This window comes from Bacillus niameyensis (assembly GCF_001375535.1).
GTDB classification, from domain to species: Bacteria; Bacillota; Bacilli; order Bacillales; family Bacillaceae_C; genus Lederbergia; species Lederbergia niameyensis.
This window is the reverse complement of sequence record NZ_LN831197.1, coordinates 3,350,182-3,364,966: the sequence shown is the minus strand read 5'-3', so window position 1 is coordinate 3,364,966 and position 14,785 is coordinate 3,350,182. Positions and strand designations below refer to the sequence as shown.

At 39.5% G+C, this 14,785-nt stretch carries 14 protein-coding genes and 1 pseudogene; 4 read left to right on the top strand and 11 right to left on the bottom strand.

Translation table 11 applies throughout. The features are described 5' to 3' along the window. Position 1: 1 nt before the first annotated feature. A complete protein-coding gene (locus tag BN1243_RS15800) occupies positions 2-844 on the bottom strand; it encodes an octanoyl-[GcvH]:protein N-octanoyltransferase (RefSeq protein ID WP_062108379.1) in 843 nt (280 codons plus the stop codon). Between the two features lie 8 nt (positions 845-852). After that, positions 853-1,848 carry a phosphate acetyltransferase gene (gene pta / locus BN1243_RS15795; RefSeq protein ID WP_062108376.1) on the bottom strand — a complete coding sequence of 332 codons (996 nt, stop codon included), beginning with the start codon at positions 1,846-1,848 and terminating at the stop codon, positions 853-855. Positions 1,849-2,077: 229 nt separating this feature from the next. On the opposite strand from pta (BN1243_RS15795), the gene hemQ (BN1243_RS15790) reads away from it, so the two are divergent. Further along, positions 2,078-2,821, top strand: coding sequence for a hydrogen peroxide-dependent heme synthase (gene hemQ / locus BN1243_RS15790; RefSeq protein ID WP_062105445.1), 744 nt, complete (start codon positions 2,078-2,080; stop codon positions 2,819-2,821). 196 nt (positions 2,822-3,017) lie between these two features. Beyond that, on the top strand, positions 3,018-3,461 hold the full coding sequence (gene gerQ, locus BN1243_RS15785) for a spore coat protein GerQ (protein WP_230200299.1): 444 nt from the start codon (positions 3,018-3,020) through the stop codon (positions 3,459-3,461). Between the two features lie 892 nt (positions 3,462-4,353). On the opposite strand, the pseudogene pta (BN1243_RS15780) reads toward gerQ (BN1243_RS15785), so the two are convergent. Then, positions 4,354-5,271, bottom strand: a pseudogene (gene pta, locus BN1243_RS15780) (phosphate acetyltransferase); the annotation flags it as partial. A 229-nt stretch (positions 5,272-5,500) separates the two neighbouring features. On the opposite strand from pta (BN1243_RS15780), the gene hemQ (BN1243_RS15775) reads away from it, so the two are divergent. Both hemQ (BN1243_RS15775) and gerQ (BN1243_RS15770) read left to right on the top strand, forming a co-directional pair. Further along, a complete protein-coding gene (gene hemQ / locus BN1243_RS15775) occupies positions 5,501-6,244 on the top strand; it encodes a hydrogen peroxide-dependent heme synthase (RefSeq protein ID WP_062105445.1) in 744 nt (247 codons plus the stop codon). 196 nt (positions 6,245-6,440) lie between these two features. Beyond that, positions 6,441-6,884 carry a spore coat protein GerQ gene (gene gerQ / locus BN1243_RS15770; RefSeq protein WP_230200299.1) on the top strand — a complete coding sequence of 148 codons (444 nt, stop codon included), beginning with the start codon at positions 6,441-6,443 and terminating at the stop codon, positions 6,882-6,884. Positions 6,885-8,113: 1,229 nt separating this feature from the next. Here gerQ (BN1243_RS15770) and ade read toward each other — a convergent pair. From ade to BN1243_RS15730, 8 genes are all read right to left on the bottom strand, one after another. Continuing rightward, positions 8,114-9,880: an adenine deaminase gene (ade, locus tag BN1243_RS15765; protein WP_062108372.1), complete on the bottom strand. Its 1,767-nt coding sequence runs from the start codon at positions 9,878-9,880 to the stop codon at positions 8,114-8,116. A gap of 32 nt (positions 9,881-9,912) precedes the next feature. Continuing rightward, the gene (locus BN1243_RS15760) at positions 9,913-11,232 is read right to left on the bottom strand and encodes an NCS2 family permease (RefSeq protein WP_062108369.1); all 1,320 of its coding nucleotides are present in this window, start codon (positions 11,230-11,232) and stop codon (positions 9,913-9,915) included. Positions 11,233-11,395: 163 nt separating this feature from the next. Beyond that, positions 11,396-11,767, bottom strand: a complete 372-nt coding sequence (locus BN1243_RS15755; RefSeq protein WP_062108367.1) for a DUF423 domain-containing protein — start codon at positions 11,765-11,767, stop codon at positions 11,396-11,398. A 39-nt stretch (positions 11,768-11,806) separates the two neighbouring features. Next, positions 11,807-12,088 (bottom strand): YwdI family protein, encoded by a 282-nt coding sequence (locus BN1243_RS15750; protein WP_062108365.1) that lies wholly within the window; start codon positions 12,086-12,088, stop codon positions 11,807-11,809. A 63-nt stretch (positions 12,089-12,151) separates the two neighbouring features. Next, the gene (locus BN1243_RS15745; protein WP_062108361.1) at positions 12,152-12,946 is read right to left on the bottom strand and encodes a YhfC family intramembrane metalloprotease; all 795 of its coding nucleotides are present in this window, start codon (positions 12,944-12,946) and stop codon (positions 12,152-12,154) included. 59 nt (positions 12,947-13,005) lie between these two features. Further along, on the bottom strand, positions 13,006-14,025 hold the full coding sequence (locus tag BN1243_RS15740) for a ThiF family adenylyltransferase (RefSeq protein WP_062108355.1): 1,020 nt from the start codon (positions 14,023-14,025) through the stop codon (positions 13,006-13,008). Between the two features lie 75 nt (positions 14,026-14,100). Then, on the bottom strand, positions 14,101-14,328 hold the full coding sequence (moaD, locus tag BN1243_RS15735) for a molybdopterin converting factor subunit 1 (protein ID WP_062108353.1): 228 nt from the start codon (positions 14,326-14,328) through the stop codon (positions 14,101-14,103). Beyond that, positions 14,321-14,785 (bottom strand): molybdenum cofactor biosynthesis protein MoaE, encoded by a 465-nt coding sequence (locus BN1243_RS15730; RefSeq protein ID WP_062108352.1) that lies wholly within the window; start codon positions 14,783-14,785, stop codon positions 14,321-14,323. The genes moaD and BN1243_RS15730 overlap by 8 nt, the downstream gene beginning before the upstream one ends.

The window sequence follows — 14,785 nt, the reverse complement described above, 5'->3', positions numbered from 1 at the left end:
ACTAACGCATATCGATCAAGATTTTACGATTTCTATCTACCATTCGTTCGTAATAATCTTGGAGCCATTCTAATTCAATACCTTGAAGTTGGCTAGCATATAGTCGATCACTTTGATTTTTTAAAACGTGGAGAAAACGAGACATAACGTCTTGAACAGACAGATTTACTTGTAGTAATTCTGATAAAGAAGCCATTACATCCGGTTTAATATCAGGAAAGATAAATTTAGTTGGCACATGAGCACCCGAATGTTCATAGAATTCCTTTACTAACTTTGCACGTTCTTGCCCACTTCCGGAAACACATAGATAAATTTGCACTGCAACAGCCTTGCGAATGCGCCTTTGTGAAATTCCAGCAAATTTTTTGCCCCCAATACTTAAATCATAGCTACCTGGACAATAGGAGCCAACAATTTCGCGCGCTTCAATATTCATATTGAAATCTTCGAACATCATCTTTGTTAAACTATACATTGCCTCATAACCACGGTTAATATCTATCCCTTTTTCCGTATCGGGAAAAATAAGTGAAAGATTCAAAACTCCTTCATCTAGTGCTACCGCAAGTCCTCCCGAATTTCGAACTATCGCTTGATACTGCCTATCCTTCAAGTATTCGAGACCCTGTTGTAAATATGAAAGTTTTGTATCTTGAATTCCAAGAACAAGTGTGTTCACATGTACCCAAGCACGGACAGTCGGCGGCGAGTAACCACTCCCCACCGCCCTGCATAACGTATCGTCAATCGCAAATGATTGAATCGCATGAAAATGGGGATTCACGCTAGATTGATCGATCAGTCTCCATTCGGCTTGTTTCAATAAATCTGACTCTGACATTCGATTCCCTACATCCTTTTATCCATTGATTGAACAGCTGTTACTAGTGCAAGATTATAGACATCCTCTTCACTACATCCTCGAGAGAGATCATTTACAGGAGCATTTAATCCTTGCAAAATTGGACCGATGGCCTCGAATCCTCCGAGACGTTGAGCGATTTTATAACCGATATTTCCTGCTTCAAGGCTAGGGAAAACAAAAACAGTTGCATCGCCTTGCAACGGAGAATCTGGTGCCTTTTTCTTAGCTACTGATGGAACGATAGCTGCATCGAACTGAAATTCACCATCGATAATTAAGTCGGAATCCATCTCTTTTGCTAATTTCAATCCTTCTTCTACCTTTTTTGTTTCATCGGAAACAGCTGAACCTTTCGTAGAAAAACTAAGCATTGCAACACGTGGGTCTACGTCAAACATCTGGGCTGTCTTGGCACTTTCCACTGCAATTTCAGCCAAATCTTTGCTATCCGGCGCGATATTGATCGCACAATCTGCAAATACGTAACGTTCGTCCCCTTTAACCATAATAAACACACCAGATGTTTTACTAATCCCTGGCTTTGTTTTAATGATTTGCAATGCTGGTCTAACAGTATCTGAAGTGGAATGAGCAGCACCACTTACTAATCCATCAGCTTTATCCATATAGACAAGCATAGTTCCGAAATAATTTTCATCTAGCAGCATTTTTCGCGCAGCTTCTTCTGTTGCTTTACCCTTTCTTCTTTCAACAAAAGCTGCTACCATTTCATCCATTTCAATATATTCATTTGGATCATATATTTCCATATTGTCTAACTTTACCTTAAGTTCCTTTGCCTTTTGCCCGATTTCCTCCATATTACCAATCAGCACAGGTGTTACGATCTCTTCGGAAGCTAGACGACCAGCTGCTGCAAGAACCCTCGGATCAAGCGCTTCAGGGAAAACAATCTTTCTGTTCCACCCTTTCACTTTTTCCTTTAAAATGTCAAATAAATCATCGTTCGTTTTAACCATTTGAATCATCCTCCAAATTTGATGCTTTTTCTTGTCGTTATAATCTAAATGATCCCTTACTAGCATATACCTTTTTTATCAAAAACTACTAATGATAAGTATATTCATGTCATTTTTAGCACATTTTTGTTTGTAAAAGAAGCAGTTGGCAAAACTATGTTATAGTATTGTTAGTAATTTCTTTTATTAATAATCCAAAGAAATGAACGATGAATAGGAGTTGATCCACATGAGTGAACCTGCTCAAACATTGGATGGTTGGTATACCCTTCAAGATTTTAGAAAAATGGATTGGGCGTCTTGGAAGCTTCTTTCAACTGATGAGAGGCAAAATGCGATAGACGAATTTAAGCAATACTTAAATAGGCTTAATGATAGTCAAGAACAAAAAGAAGGCAGCCATGCTCTTTATACTATTGTTGGTCATAAGGCCGATTTCATGCTTATGATTTTGCGACCAACATTACAGGAATTAAATGATCTAGAAAATGAATTCAATAAGCTTACAATAGCTGAGTATACAATCCCAACGTATTCTTATGTCTCCGTTGTGGAATTAAGTAACTACCTTGCAAAAGACTCTGATGAAGATCCTTATCAGAATCCATATGTGCGTAGTCGTCTATACCCAGAACTTCCGAAGACAAACTATGTTTGCTTCTATCCGATGGATAAACGTCGTTCTGGAAACGATAACTGGTATATGTTATCAATGGACGAAAGAAAGGAATTAATGCGAAGCCACGGTATGATCGGGCGTAAATATGCTGGAAAAATCAAACAGCTTATTTGTGGCTCAGCAGGTTTCGACGATTTCGAATGGGGAGTTACGCTGTTCTCCGATGATGCTCTACAATTTAAAAAAATCGTCTATGAAATGCGTTTTGACGAAGTAAGTGCCCGTTACGGGGAATTTGGCTCTTTCTTTGTCGGTAATTTATTGGACGAGCCAGAAACATTTTTCCATATTTAATAAATGAAAGCCATTGTCTATATTACTTCGTGACAATGGCTTTTTCAATTTATTAATAACTTTCCTCACTCCTCTTATAATCACTTCCATTTCGATCCTTTCTAGAATTATAGGAATACACACTCCTTTATAAGCATACAAATTAGAGAGAATAATTGGTCAACCATTCTTTAAAGGAGTGAGATTTTTGGCAAATATGAATCCATATCAAAATAACGCCGGCTATTATCCCCGAACTATGAACCAGCAAATGCCTTTTACTCAAGGTCAATTTCCTGGTTTTTTTCAACAACCACAACCTATGCAGGTTCCTGTACCAGGTGCAGGAGCAAAAGGTGGAGTCAATGTTCCCGGTATGCTGCCAATTGAGGAGTCCTATATCGAGAATATATTGAGATTGAATAAAGGTAAACTCGTTTCTGTTCATGCCACTTTTGAAAATAATCGTGAATGGAATGCAAAGATTTTTAAGGGTATCATTGAGGCAGCAGGACGAGATCATCTCATCCTAAGTGATCCGGAAACTGGGAATAGGTACTTAATTCCAATGGTTTATGTTGATTTTATTACCTTTGGCGAGCCTATTGAATATGAGTATGCATTCGGCTCAGGCCCACTCGCATCCTCACCTCCGAGGTAATAAGAAAAGCGGAAGGCGGCGTCTAGCGACGTACAAACTTAAAGGCTTTCTGACGAGATAAAGGAAACACGGTGAGGAACGAACCGATGTTGACTTATCGTAGGAAGAAACCGTAAGTTTGCTAGTCGCTGCCAACTGGAGCTAGACAATGAAAAGCGAAAGTGCCTGCTCAGCGACATACAAACTTTTAAATTCGGATGATCGGCTAAAGACGCGCCGTTCTAACCAACTTCCTGTTGGCCAAGATAAAGGGAAACAGGATGATTGATGGCCGTAATCACAGGTCCAACTCTTCTCATGGCTCTTTCAACTTGTTTTTCACCATCTAAGGGCCATGATAACTCTTCTCATGGCCCTTTCAACTTGTTTTTCATCGCCTAAGGGCCATGATAACCTTAAAAAGGTAATCATACGGGCGAATAATGTTTTAAATGATTCAAAATAAAATTTCGAAACCTTTTGAAAGCCATTTTTTGAGAAAACCCATTAAAAATACGACTTTAAATTCACTCACCTGAATTTCAAAGTCGTATTTCTATTTCTAATCTAGTATTTTACTGTTCCTACTCAGACAAAATTATTGTCTAAGGAGATTTTTTAGTGATCTCCAATACGAGCCATCGGAGACTAAATGTGACGTCTGTCGCACTGCCGTTCTGAAATCCATATCCTGCAGGCGTCCCTCCGCCCTCCCCCCGCGGAAAGCGAAGTGTATTTCCGGAGCGAGTAAATCCACAATCTACGATATTGCTCTGATTTATGATGGGTTAAAAAACCTTTGTCCCAGCCTCTTTATCCCGCATTAACTGGCTGTAAGACCCCCACTTCAAGAATTCGAGGAGAATCCAAGAATTATAAGTGGGGGGCAACAGCCATATCTAGCTTAAGCGCATATCGACGTANCAGGAGCATTTAATCCTTGCAAAATTGGACCGATGGCCTCGAATCCTCCGAGACGTTGAGCGATTTTATAACCGATATTTCCTGCTTCAAGGCTAGGGAAAACAAAAACAGTTGCATCGCCTTGCAACGGAGAATCTGGTGCCTTTTTCTTAGCTACTGATGGAACGATAGCTGCATCGAACTGAAATTCACCATCGATAATTAAGTCGGAATCCATCTCTTTTGCTAATTTCAATCCTTCTTCTACCTTTTTTGTTTCATCGGAAACAGCTGAACCTTTCGTAGAAAAACTAAGCATTGCAACACGTGGGTCTACGTCAAACATCTGGGCTGTCTTGGCACTTTCCACTGCAATTTCAGCCAAATCTTTGCTATCCGGCGCGATATTGATCGCACAATCTGCAAATACGTAACGTTCGTCCCCTTTAACCATAATAAACACACCAGATGTTTTACTAATCCCTGGCTTTGTTTTAATGATTTGCAATGCTGGTCTAACAGTATCTGAAGTGGAATGAGCAGCACCACTTACTAATCCATCAGCTTTATCCATATAGACAAGCATAGTTCCGAAATAATTTTCATCTAGCAGCATTTTTCGCGCAGCTTCTTCTGTTGCTTTACCCTTTCTTCTTTCAACAAAAGCTGCTACCATTTCATCCATTTCAATATATTCATTTGGATCATATATTTCCATATTGTCTAACTTTACCTTAAGTTCCTTTGCCTTTTGCCCGATTTCCTCCATATTACCAATCAGCACAGGTGTTACGATCTCTTCGGAAGCTAGACGACCAGCTGCTGCAAGAACCCTCGGATCAAGCGCTTCAGGGAAAACAATCTTTCTGTTCCACCCTTTCACTTTTTCCTTTAAAATGTCAAATAAATCATCGTTCGTTTTAACCATTTGAATCATCCTCCAAATTTGATGCTTTTTCTTGTCGTTATAATCTAAATGATCCCTTACTAGCATATACCTTTTTTATCAAAAACTACTAATGATAAGTATATTCATGTCATTTTTAGCACATTTTTGTTTGTAAAAGAAGCAGTTGGCAAAACTATGTTATAGTATTGTTAGTAATTTCTTTTATTAATAATCCAAAGAAATGAACGATGAATAGGAGTTGATCCACATGAGTGAACCTGCTCAAACATTGGATGGTTGGTATACCCTTCAAGATTTTAGAAAAATGGATTGGGCGTCTTGGAAGCTTCTTTCAACTGATGAGAGGCAAAATGCGATAGACGAATTTAAGCAATACTTAAATAGGCTTAATGATAGTCAAGAACAAAAAGAAGGCAGCCATGCTCTTTATACTATTGTTGGTCATAAGGCCGATTTCATGCTTATGATTTTGCGACCAACATTACAGGAATTAAATGATCTAGAAAATGAATTCAATAAGCTTACAATAGCTGAGTATACAATCCCAACGTATTCTTATGTCTCCGTTGTGGAATTAAGTAACTACCTTGCAAAAGACTCTGATGAAGATCCTTATCAGAATCCATATGTGCGTAGTCGTCTATACCCAGAACTTCCGAAGACAAACTATGTTTGCTTCTATCCGATGGATAAACGTCGTTCTGGAAACGATAACTGGTATATGTTATCAATGGACGAAAGAAAGGAATTAATGCGAAGCCACGGTATGATCGGGCGTAAATATGCTGGAAAAATCAAACAGCTTATTTGTGGCTCAGCAGGTTTCGACGATTTCGAATGGGGAGTTACGCTGTTCTCCGATGATGCTCTACAATTTAAAAAAATCGTCTATGAAATGCGTTTTGACGAAGTAAGTGCCCGTTACGGGGAATTTGGCTCTTTCTTTGTCGGTAATTTATTGGACGAGCCAGAAACATTTTTCCATATTTAATAAATGAAAGCCATTGTCTATATTACTTCGTGACAATGGCTTTTTCAATTTATTAATAACTTTCCTCACTCCTCTTATAATCACTTCCATTTCGATCCTTTCTAGAATTATAGGAATACACACTCCTTTATAAGCATACAAATTAGAGAGAATAATTGGTCAACCATTCTTTAAAGGAGTGAGATTTTTGGCAAATATGAATCCATATCAAAATAACGCCGGCTATTATCCCCGAACTATGAACCAGCAAATGCCTTTTACTCAAGGTCAATTTCCTGGTTTTTTTCAACAACCACAACCTATGCAGGTTCCTGTACCAGGTGCAGGAGCAAAAGGTGGAGTCAATGTTCCCGGTATGCTGCCAATTGAGGAGTCCTATATCGAGAATATATTGAGATTGAATAAAGGTAAACTCGTTTCTGTTCATGCCACTTTTGAAAATAATCGTGAATGGAATGCAAAGATTTTTAAGGGTATCATTGAGGCAGCAGGACGAGATCATCTCATCCTAAGTGATCCGGAAACTGGGAATAGGTACTTAATTCCAATGGTTTATGTTGATTTTATTACCTTTGGCGAGCCTATTGAATATGAGTATGCATTCGGCTCAGGCCCACTCGCATCCTCACCTCCGAGGTAATAAGAAAAGCGGAAGGCGGCGTCTAGCGACGTACAAACTTAAAGGCTTTCTGACGAGATAAAGGAAACACGGTGAGGAACGAACCGATGTTGACTTATCGTAGGAAGAAACCGTAAGTTTGCTAGTCGCTGCCAACTGGAGCTAGACAATGAAAAGCGAAAGTGCCTGCTCAGCGACATACAAACTTTTAAATTCGGATGATCGGCTAAAGACGCGCCGTTCTAACCAACTTCCTGTTGGCCAAGATAAAGGGAAACAGGATGATTGATGGCCGTAATCACAGGTCCAACTCTTCTCATGGCTCTTTCAACTTGTTTTTCACCATCTAAGGGCCATGATAACTCTTCTCATGGCCCTTTCAACTTGTTTTTCATCGCCTAAGGGCCATGATAACCTTAAAAAGGTAATCATACGGGCGAATAATGTTTTAAATGATTCAAAATAAAATTTCGAAACCTTTTGAAAGCCATTTTTTGAGAAAACCCATTAAAAATACGACTTTAAATTCACTCACCTGAATTTCAAAGTCGTATTTCTATTTCTAATCTAGTATTTTACTGTTCCTACTCAGACAAAATTATTGTCTAAGGAGATTTTTTAGTGATCTCCAATACGAGCCATCGGAGACTAAATGTGACGTCTGTCGCACTGCCGTTCTGAAATCCATATCCTGCAGGCGTCCCTCCGCCCTCCCCCCGCGGAAAGCGAAGTGTATTTCCGGAGCGAGTAAATCCACAATCTACGATATTGCTCTGATTTATGATGGGTTAAAAAACCTTTGTCCCAGCCTCTTTATCCCGCATTAACTGGCTGTAAGACCCCCACTTCAAGAATTCGAGGAGAATCCAAGAATTATAAGTGGGGGGCAACAGCCATATCTAGCTTAAGCGCATATCGACGTACAAACTTCTACGCTTCTTCCTACGATAAGTCAACATCGGCTCATTCTTCGCCGTGTTTCCTTTATCTCGGGCCAACAGGACGTTGGTCAGAACGGCGTTGCGCCAGGACGGCGCGTCCTTAGCCGTTCATCCTTATTAGGAAGTTTGTACGTCGATGAGCAATGCGCTTGCGCCTTAAAGAGTAAAAGCCCGATTGGTTCGGGCCCGCAGGACGCGGGTCACAAAGGCGTTGCAACAGGATGTTGCGAATTTAGCCTTTGTTCCTCTAACAATCAGTGGGGGATAGAAAAAAACCCCACTGATTGAAGTTTCACTTTATTGCCAAATTCATTCATTAAATAACGGTATTAATTTCTGTGAATCAACATCCACTAATCCGAGATCGCTAAGCCTAATTTGAGGGATAACGGTTAAAGTCAATGAGGATAGTGCCATCGATGGCGATCTTCTTCCAACCTTTACTCCCATTTCTACTGCTTTCCGATTAAATGCATCCACTTTCGGTCCGAGTTCCTCGACTGGCTCTGGAGCCATTAGACCTGCAATTGGTAAATTGACTTCTGCGACCACTTCACCTTGATCAACAAGGGTGAGACCTCCACCGATCTTTTCTAAATACTGAGCAGCAACAAGCATATCGCAAGCATTTGTCCCAGCTACTACAAGATTATGGCTATCATGCGCAACTGTAGTCGCATATGCCCCTCGATTTAGTCCAGCATTCTTTAATACTCCTACAAATGGTTTTTTGTTTTGACCATGCCGGCCAATTACAGCAACAAATAGATAGTCAGAAGGGAGAGATTGAATTTTCCCATCGATAACTTCTACTTCTAGGGAACTTTGAACCGTTGTCCCAATCGGTGTCATTTCCATGACGGTCACTTTTACTTTTCCATTTTGAATCGGAGCTTTTAAAATAAAATCCTCTTCTTCTAGAGATGGTATAATGACCGTGTTTCTCTCAAGTGGCGGAATAGAGCTCGTTATATCCTCAATTAGAGTTCCATTCGCTACCATTTGTTTTCCTTGAACATAAACGTCTTGCACATTCAAACTCTCAAGTGAATCAACAAGTGAAAAATCTGCAAGATAACCTGCCGCAATCGCTCCCCGATCTCGTAAACCGTAGCGAATAGCACCATTTAATGAAGCGAAACGGATAGCAATCGGCGCTGGTATTCCTTCTTCAATGCAACGGCGGACAACCCTGCTCATTTGTCCATTATTTTTCATATCGTTCGGTTCAACATCATCGGTACACATTGCAAAGTTCGCAGCATGCGGGACTTCCTGCCATGCTTTGGCTGCAATATCAGCGAACTGACTAACACTCGATTCCCGTATATATACCGTCATGCCTGCCCTTAGTTTTTCAACAATTTCTTCAACAGCACGACTTTCGTGATCTGAATTCACTCCAGCTGCAAGATATGCATGCAATGGACGACCGCTCACTCTTGGCGCATGTCCTTCATTTAACACACCAGCATCGAGACCAGCTTGGACAATTCCCGCCATACGCGGGCTTTGGTTAATAACTCCAGGGTAATCCATCAACTCAGCAATTCCAACAACATCCGGAAGTTTTAGTAGTTCAGTAATTTGTTCAGCATGAAATTCTGCCCCAGCTGTTTCCAGTCCCAATACGGCTGGAACAGAAGATGGGATGGTCGTAAGGATCTTTACAGGAAGACCTCTACTTGCATCTACCATGTATTTGACCCCTTCTTCCCCCATAACATTACCGATTTCGTGAGGGTCGATTACTGCGACAGTCGTTCCATGCCTTAATACTGCTCGGGCAAACATGTCTGGCGTAACCATTGTACTTTCAATATGAACATGACAATCAATGAACCCTGGAACAGCGTAACGTCCCTCTGCCTGAATTTCTGACGTACCTTCCATCCTAAACTCAGGCTCTCCATTTTCATATCGTGCAATTGCAGAAAAGCGATCTTCTTTAATTCCGATATCAGCTTGGTAAACCTCCGCAGTAAACACATTCACAAGATTTACTCCACGTATCACTAGATCCATAGGGACATCGCCACGAGCTGCAGCAACTATATTTGTTCTTGTCAATTTCATAACTTTACCACCCTTTCTATTTTCTCCTTCATTTATGCCATCGTCACAAAATAGAGAATGAGAGGAATCAATAAAACATAAAGACCCGGATGTACTTCCTTAAATCGACCACCAAGACTTTTTATTAAAACATAGGAAATAATACCAGCTGCAATTCCGTTTCCAAAATTGAAAGTGAAAATCGTAATGACAATCGTCATAAAAGCAGGCAAAGATTCTGTTGTGTCACTAAAATCAATATTTTTAACGGCAGACAACATCGTTAAACCGACGAGAATTAAAGCTGGAGCCGTTGCTGCACTCGGAATGATCATAATGATTGGCGTGATAAATAGTGTTAGTAAAAATAATACCCCTGTTGACACAGCCGTTAATCCTGTACGTCCACCAGCTTCTACCCCTGCAGCTGACTCAACATATGTCGTCATAACCGGAACAGAAAATAGTGATCCTAATACTGTACCTCCAGCATCAACAATGAATGGCTTATCGATTTGCGGTAAATCGCCATTTTTATCAAGCATATTACCTTTAGCCGCTACACCAAGGAACGTACCTAAGCTTGAAAAGAAATCAGGAACGAAAAACGCTAGGATCAATGGAAAATAAGATAACTTTAAAGCATCCATAATATCTAATTGAAAAAGAACAGGTCCTACACTTTCAGGTAGTGAAAAAATGGAATCAGGTAATTTAGTAATTCCCATCGGAATACCTATAATTGTTGTCACAACGATCCCAATTAAGAGATGTCCTCTAACTTTTCGCGCTAATAAAACACTCATAATCAAAAATCCAATTAAAGCCAGAATCGCCTCAGGAGAACCAATATCCCCCATTTGCAAAGAATTTGCCTTCTCGCTAGCTACTACTAATCCAGCGTTACGAAAACCAATTAACGCAATAAACAATCCTACCCCTGCACCGATTGATAGTTTAATAGCAGGCGGCATCAAACGAACAATTAACTGCCTTAAGCCTAAAACGGTAAACAATAAGAATAGCATACCGGAAATAAAAACCATTCCCATACCTGTTTGCCAAGGAATCTCTTCAGCTGTCACAAGCGTTACAGCTAGAAACGCCACTGATCCTAGCCCAGGTGCTAAAGCAAAAGGACGGTTAGTAAATAAGCCCATAATAATCGTTACAATACCAATCATTAAAATCGTAGCAACCGTAACAGGCCCCTTCGGCATGCCCGCTCCTGCTAACATACCTGGTACAACAATTAAGACATAAAGCATCGTCATAAATATAGTCAATCCGGCCATGATTTCCGTGCGGTTATCCGTTTGGAAAGATGATAATTTAAATAAACGTTCGATAACCGAATCTTTTGGTTTACTCATAAATAAATCCTCCATATTTTCATTTTAATAGTGAAGAATTTTGCTCGAGATAAACTCCACTTTTATAACTTAAATGAAAATAGGAGGAATTTCAATAGTTTTTCCGAAAAAACTCAATGAAAACCGAAATATAAATAAAATACATAAAATAATGTTCGTTTTTTTACAATTGTTTCACTGCGAAAATAATAAGCAATAACCAAGAAACTAAAAAGGCTACTCCGCCAAAAGGAGTTATAGCACCAAGAATTTTAATGCCTGATGTACTCAATATGTACAAGCTTCCTGAAAATAGGACAATGCCAATGCACATCAACCATCCTGACCACGATAAAAGTGAAGAAGCTGGAAATTTGCTAGATAAAATCCCGATGATCATCAAACCTAAAGCATGAAACATTTCATATTGAACGCCCGTTTTCCATACCTCTAAGTACTTCGGTGTTAGTTTTTCTTCCAATCCATGAGCACCAAAAGCCCCTAAAGCCACAGCCAAAAGGGCATTTAGAGCCCCTAGAATGATAAATAGTTTCATTTTCAATTGCTCCTTTAATATTTTTAATAATGTACTTATCTAAAAATCAAAAATCGAATCCCCATTAGCTCCATCTTCGCTTTTTGGCGTTTCAGAGTTTAGGATTGCCAGATTATGTACTTCTTTTTGCGGAGTAAGATTTACCTTACTGACCTTTTGTTGATTGATAGAATTTATTGCCGATTTTCCAGAAAGGATGATTTCAGTTAACGTTTTTAGTGCATAAATATGAGCTTGCAATTCGGTATCATTTGACGCAACTTTTGCCTGTTTTAATTCATGTTCCATTTTTTCAAAAATCACATCGTATGAGATCGTCATTTTCTTTTCTCCTATCTCTCAAAATTTCAGAACCCCCACTTCGTTCAAGCGGGGATTCTACTGTTATTCTTTCACTATTATTTGCTTAAACAGTTTTCTTGATTTAACAACCCAGTAAATTGCTCCAATCGCAAAGAGAAGAATAATGAATTCGACTACAAAAATGTTCGTAATCGTCCCTGTTTGGTAAAGCGCCGCCGGAAAATCAAACAGTGCATGGATAACAATTGCCAGTGGGTAATATATCCACTTTTTGCTTGTAATCGCGTATAAAACTAGAACGGAAAGGCCTAAATGAATCGCAATCGCGCTTAATCTTTCAAGGCCACCTAACCAAATTAAATAAGATGGACCAGTAGTCAATTGTTCTTTAATAGGTGCCATCGCTGCACGCATCTGGTCATCAATCATAATTGAATCAAAAGATCCATTATTTATCATAATAGAGTAAACGATCATCATAATACTATTTAGTCCGATCAGTGAAATAGCTTCAAAGCCGCCATGACCAAGCCCAAATGAAAGCCCATCCTTCCATTCGCGAAATTTCTTCAAAGCAAACTTCATAACGATGAATCTGCCCGTCTCTTCAAATAACCCAGCCATCAAGCCGCCATACAACATATAAAGCCATGGATTTTCAAACCATTTCTTTGTCGTCGCATTCCCTAAGAGGAAATAGCCATGAGCGATTTGTTCCAATATCGATACAAACAAGAAAAAGGTTAACATACCAAACAATAGAACCTTTAATGAAATATTGAACCTTCTTTTGAAGAAAATTAACAGAACTACAGGTGTTCCAACAGCAATAAGAAATGTGGCAATGATACCGATCATTGTCGAAGTAGGTACCATCTAAATCCCCCCTCTAAATATTTATTTATGTTAATAAATTGAAACAAAAGAGATTTCAATTATCCAACAAGCGAGTAATATATTTTTCTAGCTTGATCTGGATCCTTCATTCCGTGTATGAGTGCACGACCATCTTTGAAAAACACTGCCCTTAATCCATCCTTCTGAACTGAAACTAGAAACGGATTAGCTCCAACTTCGTATCCCGCTGACCGCCATTGATCAGCTAATTGTTCTAAAGACAGACTTTCATGATTAGCAGGTCTGATCTGAACAGTATCCCTGCCACATAAAACAGCAACCTTAAGACCTGCATCCCTTTCTAAGAAAGGAAAAGTAGGGGCACTTCCACATGATGGACATGCTTCGTCTTTTAAAGCATTCGTCTTTAACGATAAATAGTCATTTTCCCAAAGATCAAAAGAAACATAGGTTTTGCGAACCGCTTCAATATTTCCTGATAAAATTTTTAATGCCTCAGCTCCTTGATGGGCGGTGACCATTTGCACAGTTGGAGCAATAATTCCCGCAGTATCACATGTTTGCCCTTGAAGGGGAAGCCTTTTCAACAAGCATTGCAAACAAGGTGTAGTACCGGGAATAATAGTAAAGCTCATGCCAAAACTCCCAAGGCAAGAACCGAATAAATACGGGATTCTATATTTCTGGGCAATATCATTCAACAAAAAGCGAGTGTCGAAATTATCGGTCCCATCAATTAATAAATCCAGATTAGGCGCTATGTTTTCTAGCATAACAGCATCTGCATGACCGACAATGGCCACTATATCCACATCGCTATTGACAGCGTGAAGTCTTTCCTTGGCAGCGGCAGCTTTAGGCAACTTTTCAGCTGCGTCCTTTTCTGTAAACAAATTTTGTCTTTGCAAATTACTTGCTTCCACATAATCACGGTCAATAAGTGTTAACTTCCCTATTCCCGCTCGAACTAACATTTCAGCTGTATGAGTACCTAGTGCTCCAACTCCTAGAATGAGTGCATGCTTTTTACTAATTTTTTCTTGTCCAACATGACTAATTGGCTTGAATAAAATTTGTCTAGAATATCTTTCGTTCATCGCTAATCGTCCTTACAGATGTTTTTTAAAACTACTAAAATGAATTCTATATTCCATTATGTATTCCCGCTCTAATTAGCCTCCGCTAACAGGTGGTATTAAGGCAATTGCATCGCCATCTTGAATAATCATATCATCTGTAACAAATTCCTCATTTATGGCAACCATAACCCCATCTAAATTACCAAATGTTTCCTGTAATGTTTGGCGCAATTCACTGACAGATTTTCCACTAGCTTCCATTTCAAATTCAGGTTTTCCAGCCTTTTCTTTTAAATGAGCAAATAAAAGCACTTTATTCATGCAAATCTACCTCCTCTGGTTCACCAGTCTTGTACTCCTTCGTTCCCTGTTGATTACCAACCCATTCTTCGCCATCTTCCCAATGCTCCTTTTTCCAAATCGGAACAATTTCTTTAATTCTCTCAATCGCATATCGATTAGCTTCATATGCTTCAGGACGATGTGGGGAAGATACAGCGATAGCTACGGCAATATCGGTAATTTCTAAGCGGCCAATTCTATGGCTGATCGCTACTTGTACTTCTGGCCAGCGTTCTTTCATTTCAGAAGCAATTTGTTCTAACTTTTTCAAAGCCATCGTTTCATAGGCTTCATATTCTAAGTAAAGTGTTTTTCGGCCATGAGTCAATTCCCGGACAGTTCCGATAAAGGTTGTGACAGCTCCTGCTTCGCGGCGAACAACTTTTTGATAAATGTCTTCAATATGGATAGGTTCTTTTGTAATTTCACAGTACAT